The sequence below is a fragment of the Pseudobutyrivibrio sp. genome (assembly GCF_017471675.1).
In the GTDB taxonomy this organism is placed as follows: Bacteria; Bacillota; Clostridia; order Lachnospirales; family Lachnospiraceae; genus Pseudobutyrivibrio.
On record NZ_JAFUSK010000051.1, the window covers coordinates 41,768 to 60,391 of the forward strand.

The following is an 18,624-nucleotide window of genomic DNA, read 5'->3' on the forward strand; positions in this document are numbered from 1 at the left end:
CTCCCATTGCAGTCAAAGGAACCTCCCCTTCGGGGTCCCTCCTTAACTACATGGGGCCCTCCTGCTCGCGCTCGCCAAGGATAAGAACAGCTTATACTAGTTTACGAATTGCTTCCAATGTAGTAAGAATAGCCTGTAGTGCACAAATAAAATATTTCTTAAGCGAGACGTGCTGTCGAGCGTAGAATTATTTTGTTTGTGCACGTAACAGGCGAGCCACAACGTAGTGGCTAGCCACGGCGTGTTACTGCTAGTGTTACCTTTTCGCCGTTGATGTTCCATTCTTTGATGTGGTCGCCGGCGGTGCCTTCGGCGATTTCATCTGCAAGAACTTCGCCTGCGATAAGGTTCTTATTCTTAGCGAAAATCTCGTTAGCTTTATCGGTACCTGCATATGCTACGCTGATGCGGTCCATAACCTCGAAATCAGCTTCCTTACGCATAGTCTGAATCTTTGAAACGATTTCTCTTACGAAGCCTTCCTCAAGCAGCTCCTCTGAAAGATTTGTATCGAGAACTACTGTTACGTAGTTGTCTCCGTCTGCTACGAAGCCTTCTGTCTGGGCCATAGAGATAAGTAAGTCTTCCTCTGCAAGCTCGATAGATGCATCAACCTCTGGCAATCTTAATACCCCATTTGCCTTAAGCTCTGCATAAGCTGCGTTTCCATCAAGTGATGCAAGTGCCTTCTGGATACCGCCAAGGAACTTACCATACTTAGGTCCTACTGTACGAAGCTGTGGCTTGAATGAGTATGATGTGAATGAAGATACATCATCTGTAAATGTAGCCTTCTTAACGTTAAGCTCATCCTCGATGATAGATACATACATTTCATCAAGCTCATGCTCAGCCTTGATGTACATCTGGCCGATTGGCTGTCTATTCTTAATCTGTGCTGTGTTACGGCAAGCACGTCCGTGAACTACAATCTTAAGAAGCTCATCCATATCTTCCTCAAGCTTCTTGTCAATGAATGCTTCATTAACAACTGGGAAGTCACAAAGATGGATTGACTCTGGTGCTGTCTTATCTACTGAGCGAACCATGTTCTGGTAGATTTCCTCTGTCATGAAAGGAATCATTGGTGCTGCTGCAAGTGAGATTTCCTTAAGGCATGTGTAAAGAGTCATGTAAGCATTAATCTTATCCTGCTCCATTCCCTTAGCCCAGAATCTGTCACGGCAACGACGAACATACCAGTTAGACATATCATCTACAAACTCATCTAAAGCACGTGCTGCCTCTGGAATCTTGTACGCGCCAAGATTGTCATCAACAGCCTTGATGCTTGAGTTAAGACGAGAAAGAATCCACTTATCCATAACTGCAAGCTTATCAAAATCAAGCTCGTACTTTGTAGGATCAAACTCATCAATGTTTGCATATAAGATATAGAAAGCGTATGTATTCCAAAGAGTTCCAAGGAACTTTCTTTGGCCTTCCATAACTGCATTCTCACCAAATCTCTTTGGAATCCATGGAGCTGAAGATGTGTAGAAGTACCATCTAATTGCATCTGCGCCCATCTTCTCAAGTGCATCGAATGGATCAACAGCGTTACCCTTAGACTTAGACATCTTCTGACCGTTCTCATCCTGAACGTGACCTAAAACGATAACGTTCTCATAAGGAGCCTTGTTGAAAAGTAAAGTTGATTCAGCCATCAACGAATAGAACCAACCACGAGTCTGGTCAACAGCCTCAGAAATAAACTTAGCTGGGAACTGCTGTTCAAATACTTCCTTATTTTCAAATGGATAGTGATGCTGAGCAAATGGCATAGCACCTGAATCGAACCAGCAGTCAATAACCTCTGGTACACGCTTCATTGTACCCTTACATTCTGGACATGTGCATGTAACCTCATCGATGTATGGACGATGAAGCTCGATTTTTTCAGCCTCAGGTCTGCCTGAAAGCTCTGCAAGCTCCTTGCGGCTACCGATAGAAATCTGCTTACCGCAATCAGGACATTCCCAAATGTTAAGTGGAGTTCCCCAATAACGGTTACGAGAAATACCCCAATCCTGAACGTTCTCAAGCCAATCGCCGAAACGTCCCTTACCGATGTTCTCTGGAATCCAGTTAACTGTATTGTTATTTCTAATCAGGTCATCCTTAACCTCTGTCATCTTGATGAACCATGATTCTCTAGCATAATAGATAAGTGGAGTATCGCATCTCCAGCAGTGTGGATATTCGTGTTCGAACTTAGGAGCATCGAAAAGCTTACCTTCCTTATCAAGGTCCTTAAGAACCTCTGGGTCTGCCTTCTTAACGAAGAGACCTGCATAAGGAGTTTCCTCGGTCATCTCACCCTTGCCATCTACGAACTGAACGAATGGAAGGTCATACTTACGACCTACCTTAGCATCGTCCTCACCAAATGCAGGAGCGATATGTACGATACCAGTACCATCTGACATAGTAACGTATGAGTCACATGTAACGAAATGAGCCTTCTTGTGCTGCTTTTCAGCTGCAACGCCTGCACACTGGAAAAGTGGCTCATATTCCTTGTACTCTAAATCTGTACCCTTGTATGTCTCAAGTACTTCGTAAGGCTTAACGCCCTCTTCTGTAGCAACCTTTGAAAGCACCTTATCTGCAAGTGCCTCTGCAAGGATGTATGTATATCCATCAACAGCCTTAACCTTGATGTATGTCTCATCAGGGTTTACACAAAGTGCAAGGTTAGATGGAAGTGTCCATGGTGTTGTTGTCCATGCAAGGAAGTAAGCATCCTCACCCTTGATTTTGAAACGAACAACTGCTGAACGTTCCTTAACTGTCTTATATCCCTGTGCAACCTCCTGTGCTGAAAGTGGAGTACCGCAACGAGGGCAATATGGAACAATCTTAAAGCCCTTATAAAGAAGCTTCTTGTCCCAGATAGTCTTAAGTGCCCACCACTCAGACTCAATAAAATTATCATCGTATGTGATGTAAGGATTATCCATATCAGCCCAGAAACCTACTGTTCCTGAGAAATCCTCCCACATACCCTTGTATTTCCAAACGGATTCCTTACACTGCTTAATGAAAGGCTCCATTCCGTACTCTTCAATCTGTTCCTTACCGTTAAGGCCAAGAAGCTTCTCAACCTCTAGCTCAACTGGAAGTCCATGTGTATCCCATCCAGCTTTTCTAGGCACGAATTTACCCTTCATAGTCTGGTATCTAGGAATCATGTCCTTGATGGCACGTGTCTCTACGTGGCCAATGTGTGGCTTACCATTTGCTGTTGGAGGACCATCGTAAAATGTGTAAGTCTCCCCCTCTTTTCTTGAATCCATTGACTTCTGGAAGATGTCATTCTCTTCCCAGAACTTCAATACCTGCTTCTCCCTTTCAACGAAGTTCAGGCTAGCGTCTACTTTGTTGTACATATTAAGTAATTCCTTTCTATGAGGATATCCTTTCTCGTCAGATATCCCTTCTCTTACTATTAAAAATGCCAAAGTCGGCACATTTAACCAAAATTAAAGTGTGTCATCAAAATCCACTTCAGGATGTTCATCCTCACCTATTTTTCCATCAAATAAATTGTTTAAATCATCCCCATTTGGATCATCAAATATATAATTATTTTCATCATCGTATGGCTCTAAATCATCATATATACTATCAATACCATAATAGCCATACCACTTCTCCATACCATCTTTATCATTTGCAAGATTTAAGATGCCATCTACGTTGCTAAAGATAAAATTCCATGCCGCTATACAGCAGGCGATACCAAGCACTGATGTAACAATACCAGTAATAGAAAAAATTCTGCCAAGCTTATCACTACTTCTAACAAGAAAAACTATTCCAAGAATAATAGAAATAATTGAAGCAATGATATTGATACCACATAAAAACAAAACAAACGAAATAATACCAAGCACCATAGAAGCTACAGCTATTCCCAAGCCATCTGACTTTGGCTTATACCCTGGATCAATATAGCTATATTTAGGACCTGTATACTGCCCGCTCTGATTCCCATCATCGAAGCCAAACTGTTGATTTTGTTGGCTTTCCTGATTATGGTTACTGTTGTAATCCATATTATCTTCGTCTTCAAACATATAATCGTTATTCATAATTCACCTACTATACCTAATATTAACCTAATCTTAATTATGATAACTGTTTACACCTTTTTTTACAACCCCCTATAGATGCGACCTTCCTAGTTTTTCATGCTCCCGGAGGCCACCTCCCATTGCGGTCAAGGGAACCTCCCTAAAGGGTCCCTCCTTAACCGCATGGCATGTCCTCAAAGGCATCCTTGCTTTGCAAGGAACTTTGAGGGCCACCGATGTAAGCTCCGCTTACTAGACCAACATTTTCCTTCATTACATTCGGAAAATGATGGTCATATCCTCCTCGCGCTTGCCAAGGTTATGCAGGTCGCTAAAGAAAAAAGCCACCCAGCTAATATAACTGGGTGGCAAATGACTAAGTGATATTAGAAATCTGTAAGATTAGCTGCACGTCTCTCAAGGAAAGCGCCCATTCCTTCAGCCTTATCATGTGTAGAACATGTAATACCGAAGAGGTTAGCTTCCATCTCAACAGCGTTCTTGATATCCATGTCGTATCCGTTGTTGATAGCAGCCTTTGCGATAGATACTGCGTAGCTTCCCTTTGAAGCAATCTTAGCAGCCATAGCCTTAGCTGTAGACATAAGCTCTTCTGTAGTTGTTACCTTGTTTACAAGGCCGATTCTGTATGCTTCGTTAGCATCAATAGAATCACATGTGAAGATAAGCTCCTTAGCACGTCCCATACCAACAAGACGAGCAAGTCTCTGTGTGCCACCGAAACCTGGGATAATTCCAAGGCCTGTCTCTGGCTGACCAAATGTAGCGTTCTCTGAAGCGATACGAATATCACAAGCCATTGCGATTTCGCATCCACCACCAAGTGCAAATCCGTTAACTGCAGCGATTGTAACCTGTCTCATATTCATGAGCTTAAAGAATGGAACAGAAGCTCTCATACCGAATGCTCTAGCCTCTGCAGCTGTGAAGTTAACCATCTCAGAGATATCTGCACCAGCTACGAATGACTTAAATGCATTATCCTTCTTGTCAGGACCACCTGTAAGAATAAGAACCTTAACATCATCTCTTGCCTCGATTTCTGTTAAAGCTACATTAAGCTCATCAAGTGTCTCTGAATTAAGTGCATTAAGTGCTGCTGGACGTGAAATTGTAAGAACTGCAATCTCATCTGCAACTTCAAGCTTTAAGTTGTTAAATTCGCTCATAGTAATCCTCCTCTTTAAGGGTCTTGCCCTTTTTCTCATGTTTATAATAGTAGTCTATTGTTAAACTTTTGTCAATCCCAATTAAGTCATTATATATCTTCTTTCATCTTCTTTTTGTTTGCATACATAGTTGAATCTGCTCTCTCAAAAACATCCGATACAAACTTGTCCGCTTTGTTGAACACAGAAGAACCTACAGCAATTGTGACTTTACCATTCTTCTTATTCTTATCATTGATTTTGGTAATCTTGGATATTCTTGAATTCAGGCGGTCATAGTCTTTTCCTTGAACTATTGCCACAAATTCATCTCCACCAATTCTAAAAACAGGGCTTCTTGAAAATGCATCGCAGATTATCTCACAGCCCTCTTTTATGTACGCATCACCGGCCTGGTGCCCCTTTGTATCATTTATTTGCTTCAAGCCATTTATATCGCATACAACAATGCCAAATTCAAAATCGGAACCTGTTTTAATCTGCAGGTTAATACGTTCCTCTTCATCCACATAGGCTCTCTTGTTTTTAACACCTGTGAGCTGATCCTTAAATGCCTTATCTTCTGCGGCCTGCAAGTTGGCAGCATACTCCTGCTCCATCATAAACTGATTTTCAATGTTCATTATACCTACAATAAGCTTTGGACCGGTGTTTTCCTCCACAAGAGTGGATCTAAGCATTACATGAATAGTTTCATCCTGTAATCTGAATCTGTACTTATGTATGAAGATGCCGTGATTCTTAATATTTGTGAGAACATTTTCCTTAGTAAATACAGATAAAAATTCTCGCAAATCATCTCGATGAACAATACGCTTGGCATTTTCTCTGGACTCTGCAAAGAAATTATCATCATCCATTGGTATATTAAATTCATCCAACTCATCTGTTGAGTTGAAGCAAACATAATGCTCTGTATCTGGATCAACTAAATAAATGCTAAATATGTCACCAGCAAGAGACATTACGCGAGAATACATAATCCGCTCTTCTTTAACCTTTTCTATTAATTTTCGTTCCTTAATCTGGGCATCTATATTATTGATTCCAATCAGTATGTGATTTCTGTCACTTCTAACCTTAACTGCTTTCAAAATAACATATGTAGGAACCCCTTGTACCATTCTTCGATAGGTAATGGAATAAGCCCTCTGCTCTTCAATCATCTTTAAAATATTTTCTTTAGTAAATGAGTTTCGCATTAATTCGATGTCATCAGCATACACCCTTCTGCTATACTCATAATCCAGTCTTCTAAAGAAATCCTGCCCACGCATTTCAACAGACACATCCCTGTTAAGGCCATCTGGATTGTATTCTACATAATCCTCTGTATCCATATTAACAAAGAACAAATCCACATAATCCTCAGACAGTGCCCTTGCTATATAGTTATAGGTAAGTGAATCAGCATTAGTCTGTTCCTCATTAACCTGTAAAACAGCTATTACAACAGCTGCAACCTTTGTCACAGGATTAACTGCAATTCGTTGAACAAGCATTTGAATTATACGACCATCGGAAGTTCTATCATCAATGATTCTGCGCTTACCATTCTCACCGCATTTGCGGATGCTGTTCATGGTATATACTCCAACAGATTTATGATTCTTGCCAAAAATATATTCTGAATAAAGATTTGCATTAGGAAAATTCTTATCCATAAATTTCTTGAAGGATTCATTTCCCCTTACAAATCTTAAGCTTGTTTCACTTGTTTCCAATATTGCAATTGGAAAGGTATCGAAATAATTAGCCAATTCATTAGAATTATTTCTTGCAAAGGATATATCATATAAGCTGATTTTACCTACAGCAGAGTAGTAAGAAGACTCTTTAGGATTTTCAAAGCCTATTGCAGTTCCGTTTTCGTATCTGGCAAATATCTGACTGATAGGAAGAGGTTTGCAATAAATAAAGCCCTGAAGCTTTGTGCAACCTATCTCCTGCAAAAAATCTATTTGCTCTTTAAATTCAACACCCTCTACTACAGTCTCCATTCCAAGAGACATTGCAAGCCTAACAAGCTCTGTTAATATAATTCTTGCTCTCTCACTCTTTTTTATCTGTTGAACAAAAAACATATTGATTTTCAGGGCATCAAAATGTACCTTCTGCAATATAGTAAGAGCAGCATCCCCGCTGCCATAATCGTCCATCCATACCTGGAATCCCAAATCTCTAAACTGTTCCAGTTGAGAAATAATATAGTCATTTCCTGCTGAAAGAGTTTCCTCTGACACCTCTATGGCTATTAACCTTCTGGAGATATTTGCTTTTTCTACTCTCTTGGCAACCTCCTCAACCACATCGCAAGTATAAAAATCCACCTGAGACAGATTAATAGATGTAGGAACAACATATATTCCCCTTCTAATCTGTTCATTCATCTTAGCAAGAGCAATCTCTAACACATATAGATCCAGCTTGTGAACTATATTCACCGCCTCAAGAGATGGAACAAAATCCATAGGATTAAGCATGCCAAGCCTAGGGTCTTCCCATCTCACCAGGGCTTCTTCTGCGCATACTCGACCGTTAGAGGTACGTATTATCGGTTGAAAATATACTTCTACCCAGCCTTCTGCAAGCGCCCTATCAAAATTGTCTATTAAGTATTTGCTCTTATTAAAAGTGCCCCCCATTTTATCCATTAGACGCTTAACCTCCTTTGAATCTCGCCAGCCACTTCTCTTCCCTTAAAAATAATTGCTCCTACAAAAAGGATAACACTTATTAACAAACATACTATCCAGGCAATTGGACAGTCTCTTTCCATAAAATAAAAAACAATATATGGCAAAATTCCAACCACAAGATTTGTTAACAGATAAACCATAGCATTGCCATTTTTATCTAACATGGCAAGTACAAAATTAGCTATCAATGTTCCCATTACAACAATCGGTGCAATCCAATCGGTAACTAATGAAAAAATCCCCACATAATAAGCTGTAATTCCAAGCATTACTAACACTATGAATACAAACAGGGTCATTATTCTTGATGAGCTAATGCCTTTTTTGAATAGCCTCATTATTCCAAATTCAAATACAATCAACCACATCGCCACTATAAGACTCCAGTGAATATCAAGCGTTGGCCACACCTTAAGGTTAAACAAGAAATCCAAGCCCAGGCTTAGGATAACCATGGACCAAACTATAAAAAGCTGTAGCTTATAGAAGAAAGATTGAATCTTTAATGTGGTCTGCTGTGGAAAATAAGGCCTTTCTGCCTCGCCGTTTAATCTACTTTGGCACAGTGGGCATTTTTTAAGATTGCCGCCCACTTCTATTTTACAATAAGGACAATTCTTCATTATCGAATCACCTCCGTCGCATATATTCTGATATTTACCCCATCCTCAGAAAGACCTCGCACAAGGTTCTTAACTACCCTTGTGTTTGCGTATGGAGAAGAGATTCCAAGGGATAGCTCCCCATTATAACTATACATGGTAGAAAACAGATTAGCCGAGCTACAAAAGGCACTGTAGTTTTGAATCATAGATGCCACTTCCTCTGGTGGCTTCTGCACACCAAGATTAGATAGCACTACAGACACCTTTTTATCTGTGACCTTTGAGCCATATCTTACCACCCACTGCTTGATAAAAAGTGGTACTGCCCTAACAGGAGCCACATATTCCATGGTCTCAAAATTGTCCATCTGCTTTTTGATATTTTCTTCTGTAAGATTAGCCTTTAGCTTTTCATCGAACTCTTTAGCCAAATCTTCAAGGGAAATGTCCTCATCAAATACATGAGAAACATTTACATTGTTAAAGAAATTACGTGATGTGTGGCTAGGATAATAGTTTCTAAGATTAACAGGCAAGGATACATTAATAGGTGTTTTACGCTTACGTGGTGGCATATCCTCCATAATAGCAAGCATAAACCTTGCCCCTATATAGCTGGTAAGGGAAACCCCAAGTTCCTTAGCCTTAGGAAGTATCTGTTCTGTAGGCATGTGAACCTCAAAGAACTGTAATTGGTCGTATGGAAGCTTTAGCCCACTAGGGTGATAAGCGTACTTAAGGGAAGAGCCCTTTAATCCCATTCCACCAAAAAACTGCTTATAGCTATCCTGATTCAAGTCATCCTCAGAAGCTCCTGAATGGATGGTGGTATTTTCGTATCTGCCAGGATATTTAAGCTTCAGATAATCTAAAACAATAATGTTCAAAAATTCCAACGCACCTGTTCCATCTGAAATAGCATGGAACAAATCAAGATTGATTCTATTGCCGTAGTATGTAACCTTATAGTGAAGCATTGCTCGCCCTGGTATGTACAAAATAGGACAAACCCTGCCATGCTCCTCTGTAACCACCGGCTGAATATCAGTATCCTCCATATAGTGCCAAAAGATTCCTCTTCTAATACGCACCTGAAACTGAGGGCGAATCTGAATAGCCGATAAAACTGCCTCCTGTAAAAGCTCCGGGTCTATATCCTCCCAAAGTGTTGCGCTTACACGCAGTGTTCTTGTATCTCTCTTTGCTGCTGTTGCAAGAAAAACCTTTGCAACATTATCTACCTTATACCAATTGTCTCTACTCATTATTTATCCTTTACTCCCAGGCTACATATAGATTAGGTTTGACAGGTAATCCGACAAACGCTTCATAGCCCTGTTTGCCAATGGCAATGGCATTTGCTGATACACATGCCACCCATCCTTTTCTATATCAATCACTGCATTGCAGCCAGCCTTATGCATCTTTTTTTGTAAAGATATACTGTCATCCAGTAAAATCTCATTCTTGCCTACCATTATATAGGTAGGTGGAAATCCCACAAAACTGCCATTTAGTGGGCTATATATTTCATCTGCCGGATTTGCATCCTTACCTATATATGCTTCTCTAACACCTAGCACATAATCCTTTGTAAGAATCGGATCCTTTTCTTTACAGGCTTCGTAGGATGAAGCCGTTGCTGTCATATCTGTCCAAGGGCTAAATAGCATCATGCACCTTGGAGTCAGTTGTTTTTCCACTAAAAGCTTTCTGGTCATACATAATACCAGATTACCTCCTGCGGAATCACCTGCAAAAATCACCTGCTTAGCACCGTACCCTTTATCCATCAGATAGGACCACACCTTCATAGCATCCTCTAAAGGTGCGGGATATTGATACTCTGGTGCCAATCTATACTCAAATGAAACTACAGAAAACCCTGTTGATACTGCAAGCTTGGCTGCAAGAATCCTTGCATATCCTAAGCCCCCACAGGTGTAGCCTCCACCGTGAGCATATAGAATGATATACTGAGGATTATGTGCCAAATCCGGTTTAACCCATTCGCAGGAAATGTCCCCTGTAGTAAAAGCTTCTACTGTAACTCCACCTGTAGGCGCAGCAAGCTTCCCAGCTAATTCCATAGCGGACCTTTGCTTTTTTAAGTCTTCATCCGTTAGGGATTTGCCACCAATAGAATTAACTGCTTTGATAGCCTTCATCAACGGATCATTAAGATTGATTTTTAATAAAGCCATACTTTCCCTCTTAATTATACTATTTTTATTATAATAATTATGAGCTTCTTTTTCTATAAAATCAGCAAGAAACATTTAGTAATATACATTTTTATTGCTTTGAGTAAAATTTCACAGTTTTTTCACATTTTGGTCACAGTTTGACACCAAATGTAAAGCGTTACATGATAGAATGTCTTTGTACAGAAAAAGCGTTAAGTCTTTTTTAGGGGAGGCGCAGCATGGATATAGCTGAGATTTCTATGAATTTAAGTCAAAACCAGCTCCTTTCAGCAGTGGGGACTGCTATGCTCGGCAAGACTTTAGATGTCGTAGAAGGACAAGCCGAGGCTTTATCAAAAAGTATGGATATGAATTCTCCTTCTTTGGAAAGCTTGGTTTATCCTACGTCAGGTACCATGATTGATATGCGCATATGAGTTATAAATGTATTTTGGTTTTTACTATAAAAGAGCTTGCCCGTTGCAAGCTCTTTTCATTTGCGTTATAGTTATTAACCTATATCAATTACTTTCAAATATCGGTAAGCAATTCACAATATAAAATTTTCTTTCTATGCTTTATTCACATTTTTTACATTGTTAGTTCACCTGTAGATAGTATTATAATTACATCGCAAGACAGAAGCGATGAACCATTTTTTTCATAACATTATTCTCCCTTTTGAAAAGCGATGCCCCGCCGGCATCGCTTTTTACCTGTCTAAAATTAATTAAAAACAGCTCTTTCGTTCTATAACCTTAGGTTCGAGCATAATATGCGCTTCTTTACGTGGAAGTGTACCATCTATCAAGCCCAGAAGGGTGGTCGCGGCAACTTTGCCAAGCTCCTCCTGTGGATGTGCGATGGTTGTGATTCCTTTGCTGTGGGCAAGTAGGGAATTGTCGAAGCCTGTCACAGAAATATCGTGAGGCACACTTCGCCCAATATTTTGAAGACCCTTTATAACATCGGCGGCTATCTCGTCATTGTAGCAAACCACTGCATGACAGGATAAGCCGCTTTCTAATATTCTAATTAAGCCTTCCATTGGCTTCATTGTTTTATCCTTAGTGTGGTACCAGATAACTAAATCAGGATTGTAGGCTATGCCGGCAGCCTGTAGTGCCTTGATGTAACCCTTGTGGCGAAGGATGCCCTGGGTGTCGTCAGCCTTAAAAATGCCAGCAATATTTTTGTGTCCTAGACCAATCAAATGCTCGGTGATTAGCTTTCCACCTTCCACGTCATCAAGCATTACAAATGGACGGTCCATCATTGCTTCGTAACAGCCTTGTATGAAAACGTATGGGATTCCCATAGCATCCATCTGGTCGTAAAGAACCTGGTGCTGACAGCTGATGGCACTTTGGCTAGGCTCGATAATCATGCCATCGATGTTTTTGGATAACAATTCTTCCATACACCAAGCCTCACCCTTTCTGGAGTTGTTGGTAGTTTTAAGAAGAATACTGTAGCCGTTTTCATCTAAAACCTGATTAATCCCCTGTATTACCCTAGGAAAGATATAGTCTGACATATAGGTTGAAACCACAGCAATATTTTTAGTATGTCTTTTATGATTTTTACGAGTTGCAACAAATGTGCCACTTCCGTGCATTGCGTAAAGGTAGCCCTCAGTTATCATTTCAGATAGCGCTTTTCGTACGGTTTGCCTACTAACTCCATACTTATTTGCTAATTGGTTCTCTGAAAGAATTTTATCTCCCTCTTGATACCGTCCTTCATTTATTAATTTTTTAATATCCCTTATTATTATGTCTTTTTTAGAATAATTCATCTTTCCAAATTATCATCTATTGATAGTTCTATTATAGCTATCTAACGCCATTCCCTTAGATATTGGATTGTTTTTATACTCTAGTGTTTTTGAATTAAATCCTATATATGATTCAAAACCAAGGAAATACATAGCTAAACACATAGACAATTCATCAGTTTGCGCATCAAGAGTAGATGCTATCGCCCTTAATTCATCTATAACTGTATCATTCGGCACACATACTTTGTCACTTTCGGAAACAACTGATTCTATTATTTCAGGAAGCTTCAAGCACATTTGATAAAAGGCATCTTCTTCCCCAGTAACTATATCGTAGAACTGGTCAATACTAACTCTTCTAATTCTTTTATGTGATACCTTGTTTCCATCAACACTTGTTTCCCATTTAATATTCTGCGAATGCTTAGCAATAGCCTCTACTAAAAAACATGCACAATCATCATCTGACAATAGTTGATTTTGCATTTTTATATATGTTTTAGCAGCAGAAGCTGAATTCATAGTGTTATGTTTATTCTTCATCTCAACATAAACAGTATGAACTGTATCTCCATCTGGAAGTATGATTCCATCATCATTCTTATAAATTACGTCCCAGCCACCATCTTTTCCATTATCTGGCACATAGCATTTATCGATATATTGAAAAATTCTTTGATGAAAATAACCTATATCATTATTATTAGATTTATCTCTCTGTCTTGATATTTCATTGCTAACAATCTCATCCCAAGATGCCTGATATACCATTTTGTCAAACAATATCTTTATAGGGTCAACAATATTACTATTAAACTTTTTAATATCGTATGGCTCCAATTTTGTACCATACTTAGTTATGGTATTTTCAACATGTTTTCTAAAATCTTCTTCTTTTATAAAACTAAGCTCCCAAGACATATACATTTTCCTCCAAAGCTTTCTTAATCTGCGCCGCGACTTCATATCCCAAATTAACCGGAACAGCATTTCCCACTTGCTTGTATTGAGACATAATACTTCCGCAAAATTCCCACTCATCTGGAAAACTTTGACATCTAGCATTCTCTCTTATAGTGAAAGGTCTTGCCTCAAGTGGATGACAACGTTCTGTTTGCTTTTGAGATGGAGATGTCAATACTGTCAATGAGGGTTCCTCCATACTTAATCTTCTTAAAATACCCGTCCTTCCACCAGCCATATACCAACAGCTTTTCATATATTCTTTTGCAATTTCAGGATCAATATCTCTCCAATAGCCTCCAGGAGGAACAAGTTCAAATATTTTTCTTTTCTTTTCTCCGTATGGAGTGTATGGAGAATCAGGAACATTATATAAAATATCTTTCAAAACAGGCTTATATTCATGTTTTTTTGGAAACTCAAACTTTATTTGATTTGCCAAATCTTTTCTTATTCCAACAGTTATAAGCCTTTCCCTTTTTTGAGCTACCCCATAGTCCCAAGCATTAAGCACCTGTTTTTCAGTGACATAACCAGCATCTTCAAAAACATTAAGCATGGTTTTATATGTTTTTCCACCATCATGTGTTAATAAACCTCTAACATTTTCAAATAAAAACATTTTTGGTTGTAACTTCTTCAAAAACACTGCGTAATGGTAAAACAATGTGCCACGAGTATCTTCGAAACCAAGTCTTTTTCCAGCATAAGAAAAAGCTTGACAAGGAGCACCGCCTGACAATAAATCTAAATCGCCTTTTTTTATATTAAATAATTCTTCCAAATTTTGATTTGAAACATTTGCAATATCATCATGTATCACGTTCCAATTTGGCCTGTTAGTCTTAAGTGTATTGCACGCATCTGCGTCAAATTCCACTAATCCAATTGTATTAAATCCTGCTTTTTCAACACCAAGTGCCAAACCACCTGCTCCAGCAAACAGTTCTATTGTTGTATACATTTCTACTCCCTATCTATAATTTATTGTATAGATTATAACACTAAATATATGCATAAATTAAGAACAATTATTTTTAGCATTATCATCCATGTAATTTTATCATATTAAAAAAATCTGGTCCATCCATATTTAAAAAAATCCTAGCAGCTAACTACTGCTAGGATTTTATATACTATAGTTTCTTTATACGCTCAATTGCTCTAGCGGTATTTTCTGTGGATCCGAAGGCTGTCAGGCGGAAGTATCCTTCACCGGATGGTCCAAAGCCTGCTCCAGGTGTTCCTACTATCTGAACCTTTTCTAATAAGTAATCGAAGAATTCCCATGAAGTCATGTTGTCAGGAGTCTTAAGCCAGATGTATGGTGCGTTAACGCCACCGTATACCTCGAAGCCTGCATCCTTAAGACCAGTATATATTGTCTTGGCGTTATTCATGTAGTAGCCAACCTGCTCCTTAATCTGAGCCTGACCTTCTGCTGAATAAACTGCCTCACCAGCGCGCTGGATGATGTATGGAGCTCCGTTGAACTTAGTGCCGTGACGTCTAGCCCACATTCCGTGAAGTGATGCCCCATCAAATACCAAATCCTTAGGTACTACAGTATATCCAAGGCGTACGCCAGTAAAGCCTGCATTCTTAGAGAAAGAATGAATCTCTATAGCGCATGTGCGGGCACCTGTACATTCATAGATGGAATGAGGTACATCTGCTTCAGAAATATAAGCCTCATAAGCTGCATCAAAAATAATCAGGCAGCCATTTTTATTAGCATAATCAACCCATTGCTGAAGCTGGCTCTTAGTAAGAGTAGTTCCAGTTGGATTGTTAGGAAGGCAAAGATAAATAACATCAGGTGTCTCACTTGGAAACTCTGGCACGAATTTATTCTCTGCTGTTGTAGGCATATAAATAATATCTGACCACTTGCCAGACTTGTCATCGTATGTGCCACCTCTGCCTGCCATAATATTAGAATCAACATATACAGGATAAACAGGGTCACATACTGCTATCTTAACATCATCAGCGAACAGCTCCTGAATATCTGCAGAATCTGACTTAGCTCCGTCTGATACGAATATCTCATCTGCACTAATATCACAGCCTCTAGCCTGAAAATCTGTCTTAGCAATAGCTTCTCTTAAGAAAGGATAGCCTAAATCAGGTGCATAACCATGGAATGTGTTAGCGCTGCCCATCTCATCAACTGCACTATGAAGTGCCTTAATCATAGCTGGTGCAATAGGCTGAGTAACATCGCCAATGCCAAGTCTGATTATATCAGCATTTGGATTAGCCTCAGAGTATGCTGCTACCTTCTTAGCTATTGTAGAGAAAAGATAGCTTCCTGGAAGTTTTGCAAAATTCGAATTTACCTTAAACATGTCCGCCTCCCTTTTAATATTTAATTATCTGGTTGTTATTCTTTTAACTATTCGCTCATAGGATAAATTTCCGCCGAATAAATCCAAACACGAGCCAACAGTAAAATCCATATTATTATCGCTGAGATAGCTGATAAGCTCGATGTCGCCATAATCAGAGACGCCACCTGCGTATGTGATTGGCACTCTCTTATAGCGGGCCAAAAATCCAACTAAATCTCTGTCGATTCCGTTTTGTCTGCCTTCAACATCTGCTGCATGAATCAAAAACTCATCACAGTAATAAGCTAATCTATCAAGGAAATTGTATGTGATAATCTCCTTTGAAACCTTCTGCCAGCGATCTGTAACAATTACATATTTATCATCAACTCTGGTGCACGACAAATCAAGAACCAAGTGTTCTCTGCCAACAGCATTTGATATGCGCTTAAGGGCATCATAATCCACCCTTCCATCATTAAAAACAAAGGAAGTAACGATTACATGGCTAGCACCTGCATCGATATACTCCTTGGCGTTTTTATCATCAACGCCTCCACCGTACTGCATGCCATTTGGGAATGTGCTAAGTGCTTTGATAGCCTCTTCCATAGAAGCCTTGTACTCCTTGGTGCCTTTCATATTGAGGTTAATAATGTGACCACCATTTAGGTTGTCAGCCTTGTAGATATTTGCATAATAAGCTGCATCCTTATCGGCTACAAAATTCTCCTTTGGCTGTCCATCAGCCTTTCCCAAATCTGAGATAGTATCTCCTACTATCTGCTTTACCTTTCCGTTGTGAATGTCAATGCATGGTCTGAAACGCAATTTCTCGTCCTCCCCTGTTATAGTTTAGTCATTAAGCAAGTAAAAATTAACGTAAATTATAATCGCAACCAGAAATATTTTCAATTACACTTTCGTAGAAAATTGTGGCAATTTTCAATAAATATTCGGTATCTTTCACACCTGCTGTCTCATAGCAAGAATGCATTGCAAGCTGAGCCAATCCTATATCAACACCATTGATAGAAACATGGGCATTAGAAATGTTACCAAGTGTAGAACCACCTGCAACATCAGAACGGTTTACAAATGTCTGATAAGGCACCTTAGCCTTGTTGCAAAGCTCTGTGAAAATGCCAAATGCAAGACCATCAGTCATGTACTTCTGATTAGCATTGAACTTGATAACAACGCCCTCATTCATAAATACCTTGTTAGTAGGGTCACTCTTCTCTGGGTAGTTTGGATGAAGAGCATGTGCATTGTCAGCAGATACCATAAATGAATTAGCAATTGCTGTTAATAATGTAGAATTATTTCCACCCATTGCCTCGTTAATTCTAACAAGAGCATCATAAAGGAATGTAGAATCAGCACCCTGCTTTGTTCCACTTCCTACTTCTTCGTTATCAAATGTTACATGAATCTGAACTGCAGACTCTGAATTCTTAGCATCAAGAAGTCCCATCATTGAGCTGTAAGAGCACTGAAGGTCATCTAATCTTCTGATTGAAATGAACTCATCCTTAGCACCCCAAACCTTACCAGGCTCTCTGTTGTATAAGAATAAATCGCTTCCTAGGATATCGTCTTCCTTAACAGATAAGCTTTCAGCAACAAACTTCTTAAGGTTAAAATCTTCATCCATAGAAACAAGTGGAAGCATATCCTTTTGCGCATTGTACTTATAGCCGTCATTTGCCTCACGGTTCATGTGTATAGCAAGGGATGGAAGCATGCACAAATCCTTGTCTAAATTAACAAGCTTTGTTTCAATACCATTCTTAGACTTAACAATGGCGCGACCAGCTATAGAAAGAGGTCTGTCAAACCATGGCGCCATAAGCATTCCGCCGTACTTTTCTGTATTAAGCTTTACATAGTGGCCTTCCTTCATCTCAGGCATTTCCTTAATACGGAAGCTTGGTGAATCGCTGTGAGACGCCATAATCATGAAGCTCTTGTATTCAGCCTTTGGCATTCTAAATGCAAGAATTGATGAACCGTTTCTTGTAACGAAATAATTCTTACCAAGCTCAAGCTTCCACTCCTTAGCCTCTGAAAGCTCCACAAAGCCTGCATCTAAGAATCTTTGTCTTTCATTTGCTACAACGTGAAACTGTGATGGACTCTCCTCTATAAATTCAAATAAACCTTTTACTGTTTCATTCATTTTTTCTTTCCTTCTTTCTTTACTGAATATCCAAAAGTCCCTTTAGGACTGGTTAGGCCATAATATGTTCCATGGGAATAAGCAAGCAGATTGGCTTTTTCAAGTTCAAACTTGCCAGTTTCATTCATATAGCTTTCATCTGCATGTACAGCCAAAACATCTGCTACAAACATGGTGTGACTGCCATATTCATGAGCTTCTTTAACTCGGCATTCGATGTTGACTGGTGATTCAACAATGAGAGGTACATTGATTTCATCAGCTTCTTCCTTATGAAGATTGCATTTTTCGAATTTATCAACATCTCTTCCGCTTTGCACTCCACAAAAATCTGTAGCAAAGCTAAGCTCCTCAGTAGTTAAGTTGATTGCAAATTCCCCTGTGTCTTTTATCATCTGATAGGAATATCTGCTAGGTCTTACAGATATATATGCCATTGGTGGATTCGTGCAAACTGTACCTGTCCAAGCTACTGTAAGCACATTATCATTGCCATCCTTATCACGGCATGTAACCAAAACAGCCGGAAGGGGATATACCATATTTCCTGGCTTCCATTTTTGTTTTCCCATGTTCACCTCCTAAAAAACTACCCTACTAATATACT

15 protein-coding genes are annotated in these 18,624 nt (G+C 39.4%); 1 reads left to right on the forward strand and 14 read right to left on the reverse strand.

Going from position 1 to position 18,624, the window contains the following annotated elements; all coding sequences use genetic code 11:
* Positions 1-230: 230 nt before the first annotated feature.
* The 7 genes from ileS to IJ535_RS08765 form a co-directional block, all read right to left on the reverse strand.
* Positions 231-3,392, reverse strand: a complete 3,162-nt coding sequence (ileS, locus tag IJ535_RS08735; protein ID WP_294301504.1) for an isoleucine--tRNA ligase — start codon at positions 3,390-3,392, stop codon at positions 231-233.
* 93 nt (positions 3,393-3,485) lie between these two features.
* Positions 3,486-4,097: a hypothetical protein gene (locus IJ535_RS08740; RefSeq protein WP_294301434.1), complete on the reverse strand. Its 612-nt coding sequence runs from the start codon at positions 4,095-4,097 to the stop codon at positions 3,486-3,488.
* 368 nt (positions 4,098-4,465) lie between these two features.
* The gene (locus IJ535_RS08745; RefSeq protein ID WP_028242123.1) at positions 4,466-5,269 is read right to left on the reverse strand and encodes an enoyl-CoA hydratase-related protein; all 804 of its coding nucleotides are present in this window, start codon (positions 5,267-5,269) and stop codon (positions 4,466-4,468) included.
* Between the two features lie 89 nt (positions 5,270-5,358).
* On the reverse strand, positions 5,359-7,923 hold the full coding sequence (locus tag IJ535_RS08750) for a bifunctional diguanylate cyclase/phosphodiesterase (protein WP_294301444.1): 2,565 nt from the start codon (positions 7,921-7,923) through the stop codon (positions 5,359-5,361).
* Positions 7,923-8,591, reverse strand: coding sequence for a DUF6320 domain-containing protein (locus IJ535_RS08755; protein ID WP_294289942.1), 669 nt, complete (start codon positions 8,589-8,591; stop codon positions 7,923-7,925). Before IJ535_RS08755 ends, IJ535_RS08750 begins: the two co-directional genes overlap by 1 nt.
* Positions 8,591-9,838, reverse strand: a complete 1,248-nt coding sequence (locus tag IJ535_RS08760; protein WP_294301446.1) for a hypothetical protein — start codon at positions 9,836-9,838, stop codon at positions 8,591-8,593. Before IJ535_RS08760 ends, IJ535_RS08755 begins: the two co-directional genes overlap by 1 nt.
* 21 nt (positions 9,839-9,859) lie before the next feature.
* Positions 9,860-10,777 (reverse strand): alpha/beta hydrolase fold domain-containing protein, encoded by a 918-nt coding sequence (locus IJ535_RS08765; RefSeq protein ID WP_294301449.1) that lies wholly within the window; start codon positions 10,775-10,777, stop codon positions 9,860-9,862.
* Positions 10,778-10,998: 221 nt separating this feature from the next.
* Here IJ535_RS08765 and IJ535_RS08770 point away from each other — a divergent pair, with 221 nt between their 5' ends.
* Positions 10,999-11,196 carry a YjfB family protein gene (locus IJ535_RS08770; RefSeq protein WP_294301451.1) on the forward strand — a complete coding sequence of 66 codons (198 nt, stop codon included), beginning with the start codon at positions 10,999-11,001 and terminating at the stop codon, positions 11,194-11,196.
* 293 nt (positions 11,197-11,489) lie between these two features.
* On the opposite strand, the gene IJ535_RS08775 is transcribed toward IJ535_RS08770, so the two are convergent.
* The 7 genes from IJ535_RS08775 to IJ535_RS08805 form a co-directional block, all read right to left on the reverse strand.
* A complete protein-coding gene (locus IJ535_RS08775) occupies positions 11,490-12,557 on the reverse strand; it encodes a GntR family transcriptional regulator (protein WP_294301453.1) in 1,068 nt (355 codons plus the stop codon).
* Positions 12,558-12,569: 12 nt separating this feature from the next.
* The gene (locus tag IJ535_RS08780) at positions 12,570-13,460 is read right to left on the reverse strand and encodes an Eco47II family restriction endonuclease (RefSeq protein ID WP_294301456.1); all 891 of its coding nucleotides are present in this window, start codon (positions 13,458-13,460) and stop codon (positions 12,570-12,572) included.
* Complete coding sequence (locus tag IJ535_RS08785; RefSeq protein ID WP_294301459.1) at positions 13,444-14,466, reverse strand: DNA cytosine methyltransferase; 1,023 nt, start codon at positions 14,464-14,466, stop codon at positions 13,444-13,446. The genes IJ535_RS08780 and IJ535_RS08785 overlap by 17 nt, the downstream gene beginning before the upstream one ends.
* Positions 14,467-14,638: 172 nt before the next feature.
* On the reverse strand, positions 14,639-15,853 hold the full coding sequence (locus IJ535_RS08790) for an LL-diaminopimelate aminotransferase (RefSeq protein WP_294301462.1): 1,215 nt from the start codon (positions 15,851-15,853) through the stop codon (positions 14,639-14,641).
* A gap of 24 nt (positions 15,854-15,877) precedes the next feature.
* Positions 15,878-16,666 carry a phosphoribosylformimino-5-aminoimidazole carboxamide ribotide isomerase gene (gene hisA, locus IJ535_RS08795; RefSeq protein WP_294301465.1) on the reverse strand — a complete coding sequence of 263 codons (789 nt, stop codon included), beginning with the start codon at positions 16,664-16,666 and terminating at the stop codon, positions 15,878-15,880.
* 46 nt (positions 16,667-16,712) lie between these two features.
* Positions 16,713-18,017 carry a M18 family aminopeptidase gene (locus tag IJ535_RS08800; protein WP_294301468.1) on the reverse strand — a complete coding sequence of 435 codons (1,305 nt, stop codon included), beginning with the start codon at positions 18,015-18,017 and terminating at the stop codon, positions 16,713-16,715.
* Entirely contained in the window at positions 18,014-18,589 is a 576-nt protein-coding gene (locus tag IJ535_RS08805; RefSeq protein ID WP_294301472.1) for a flavin reductase family protein, read from the reverse strand. The genes IJ535_RS08800 and IJ535_RS08805 overlap by 4 nt, the downstream gene beginning before the upstream one ends.
* Positions 18,590-18,624: the final 35 nt, after the last annotated feature.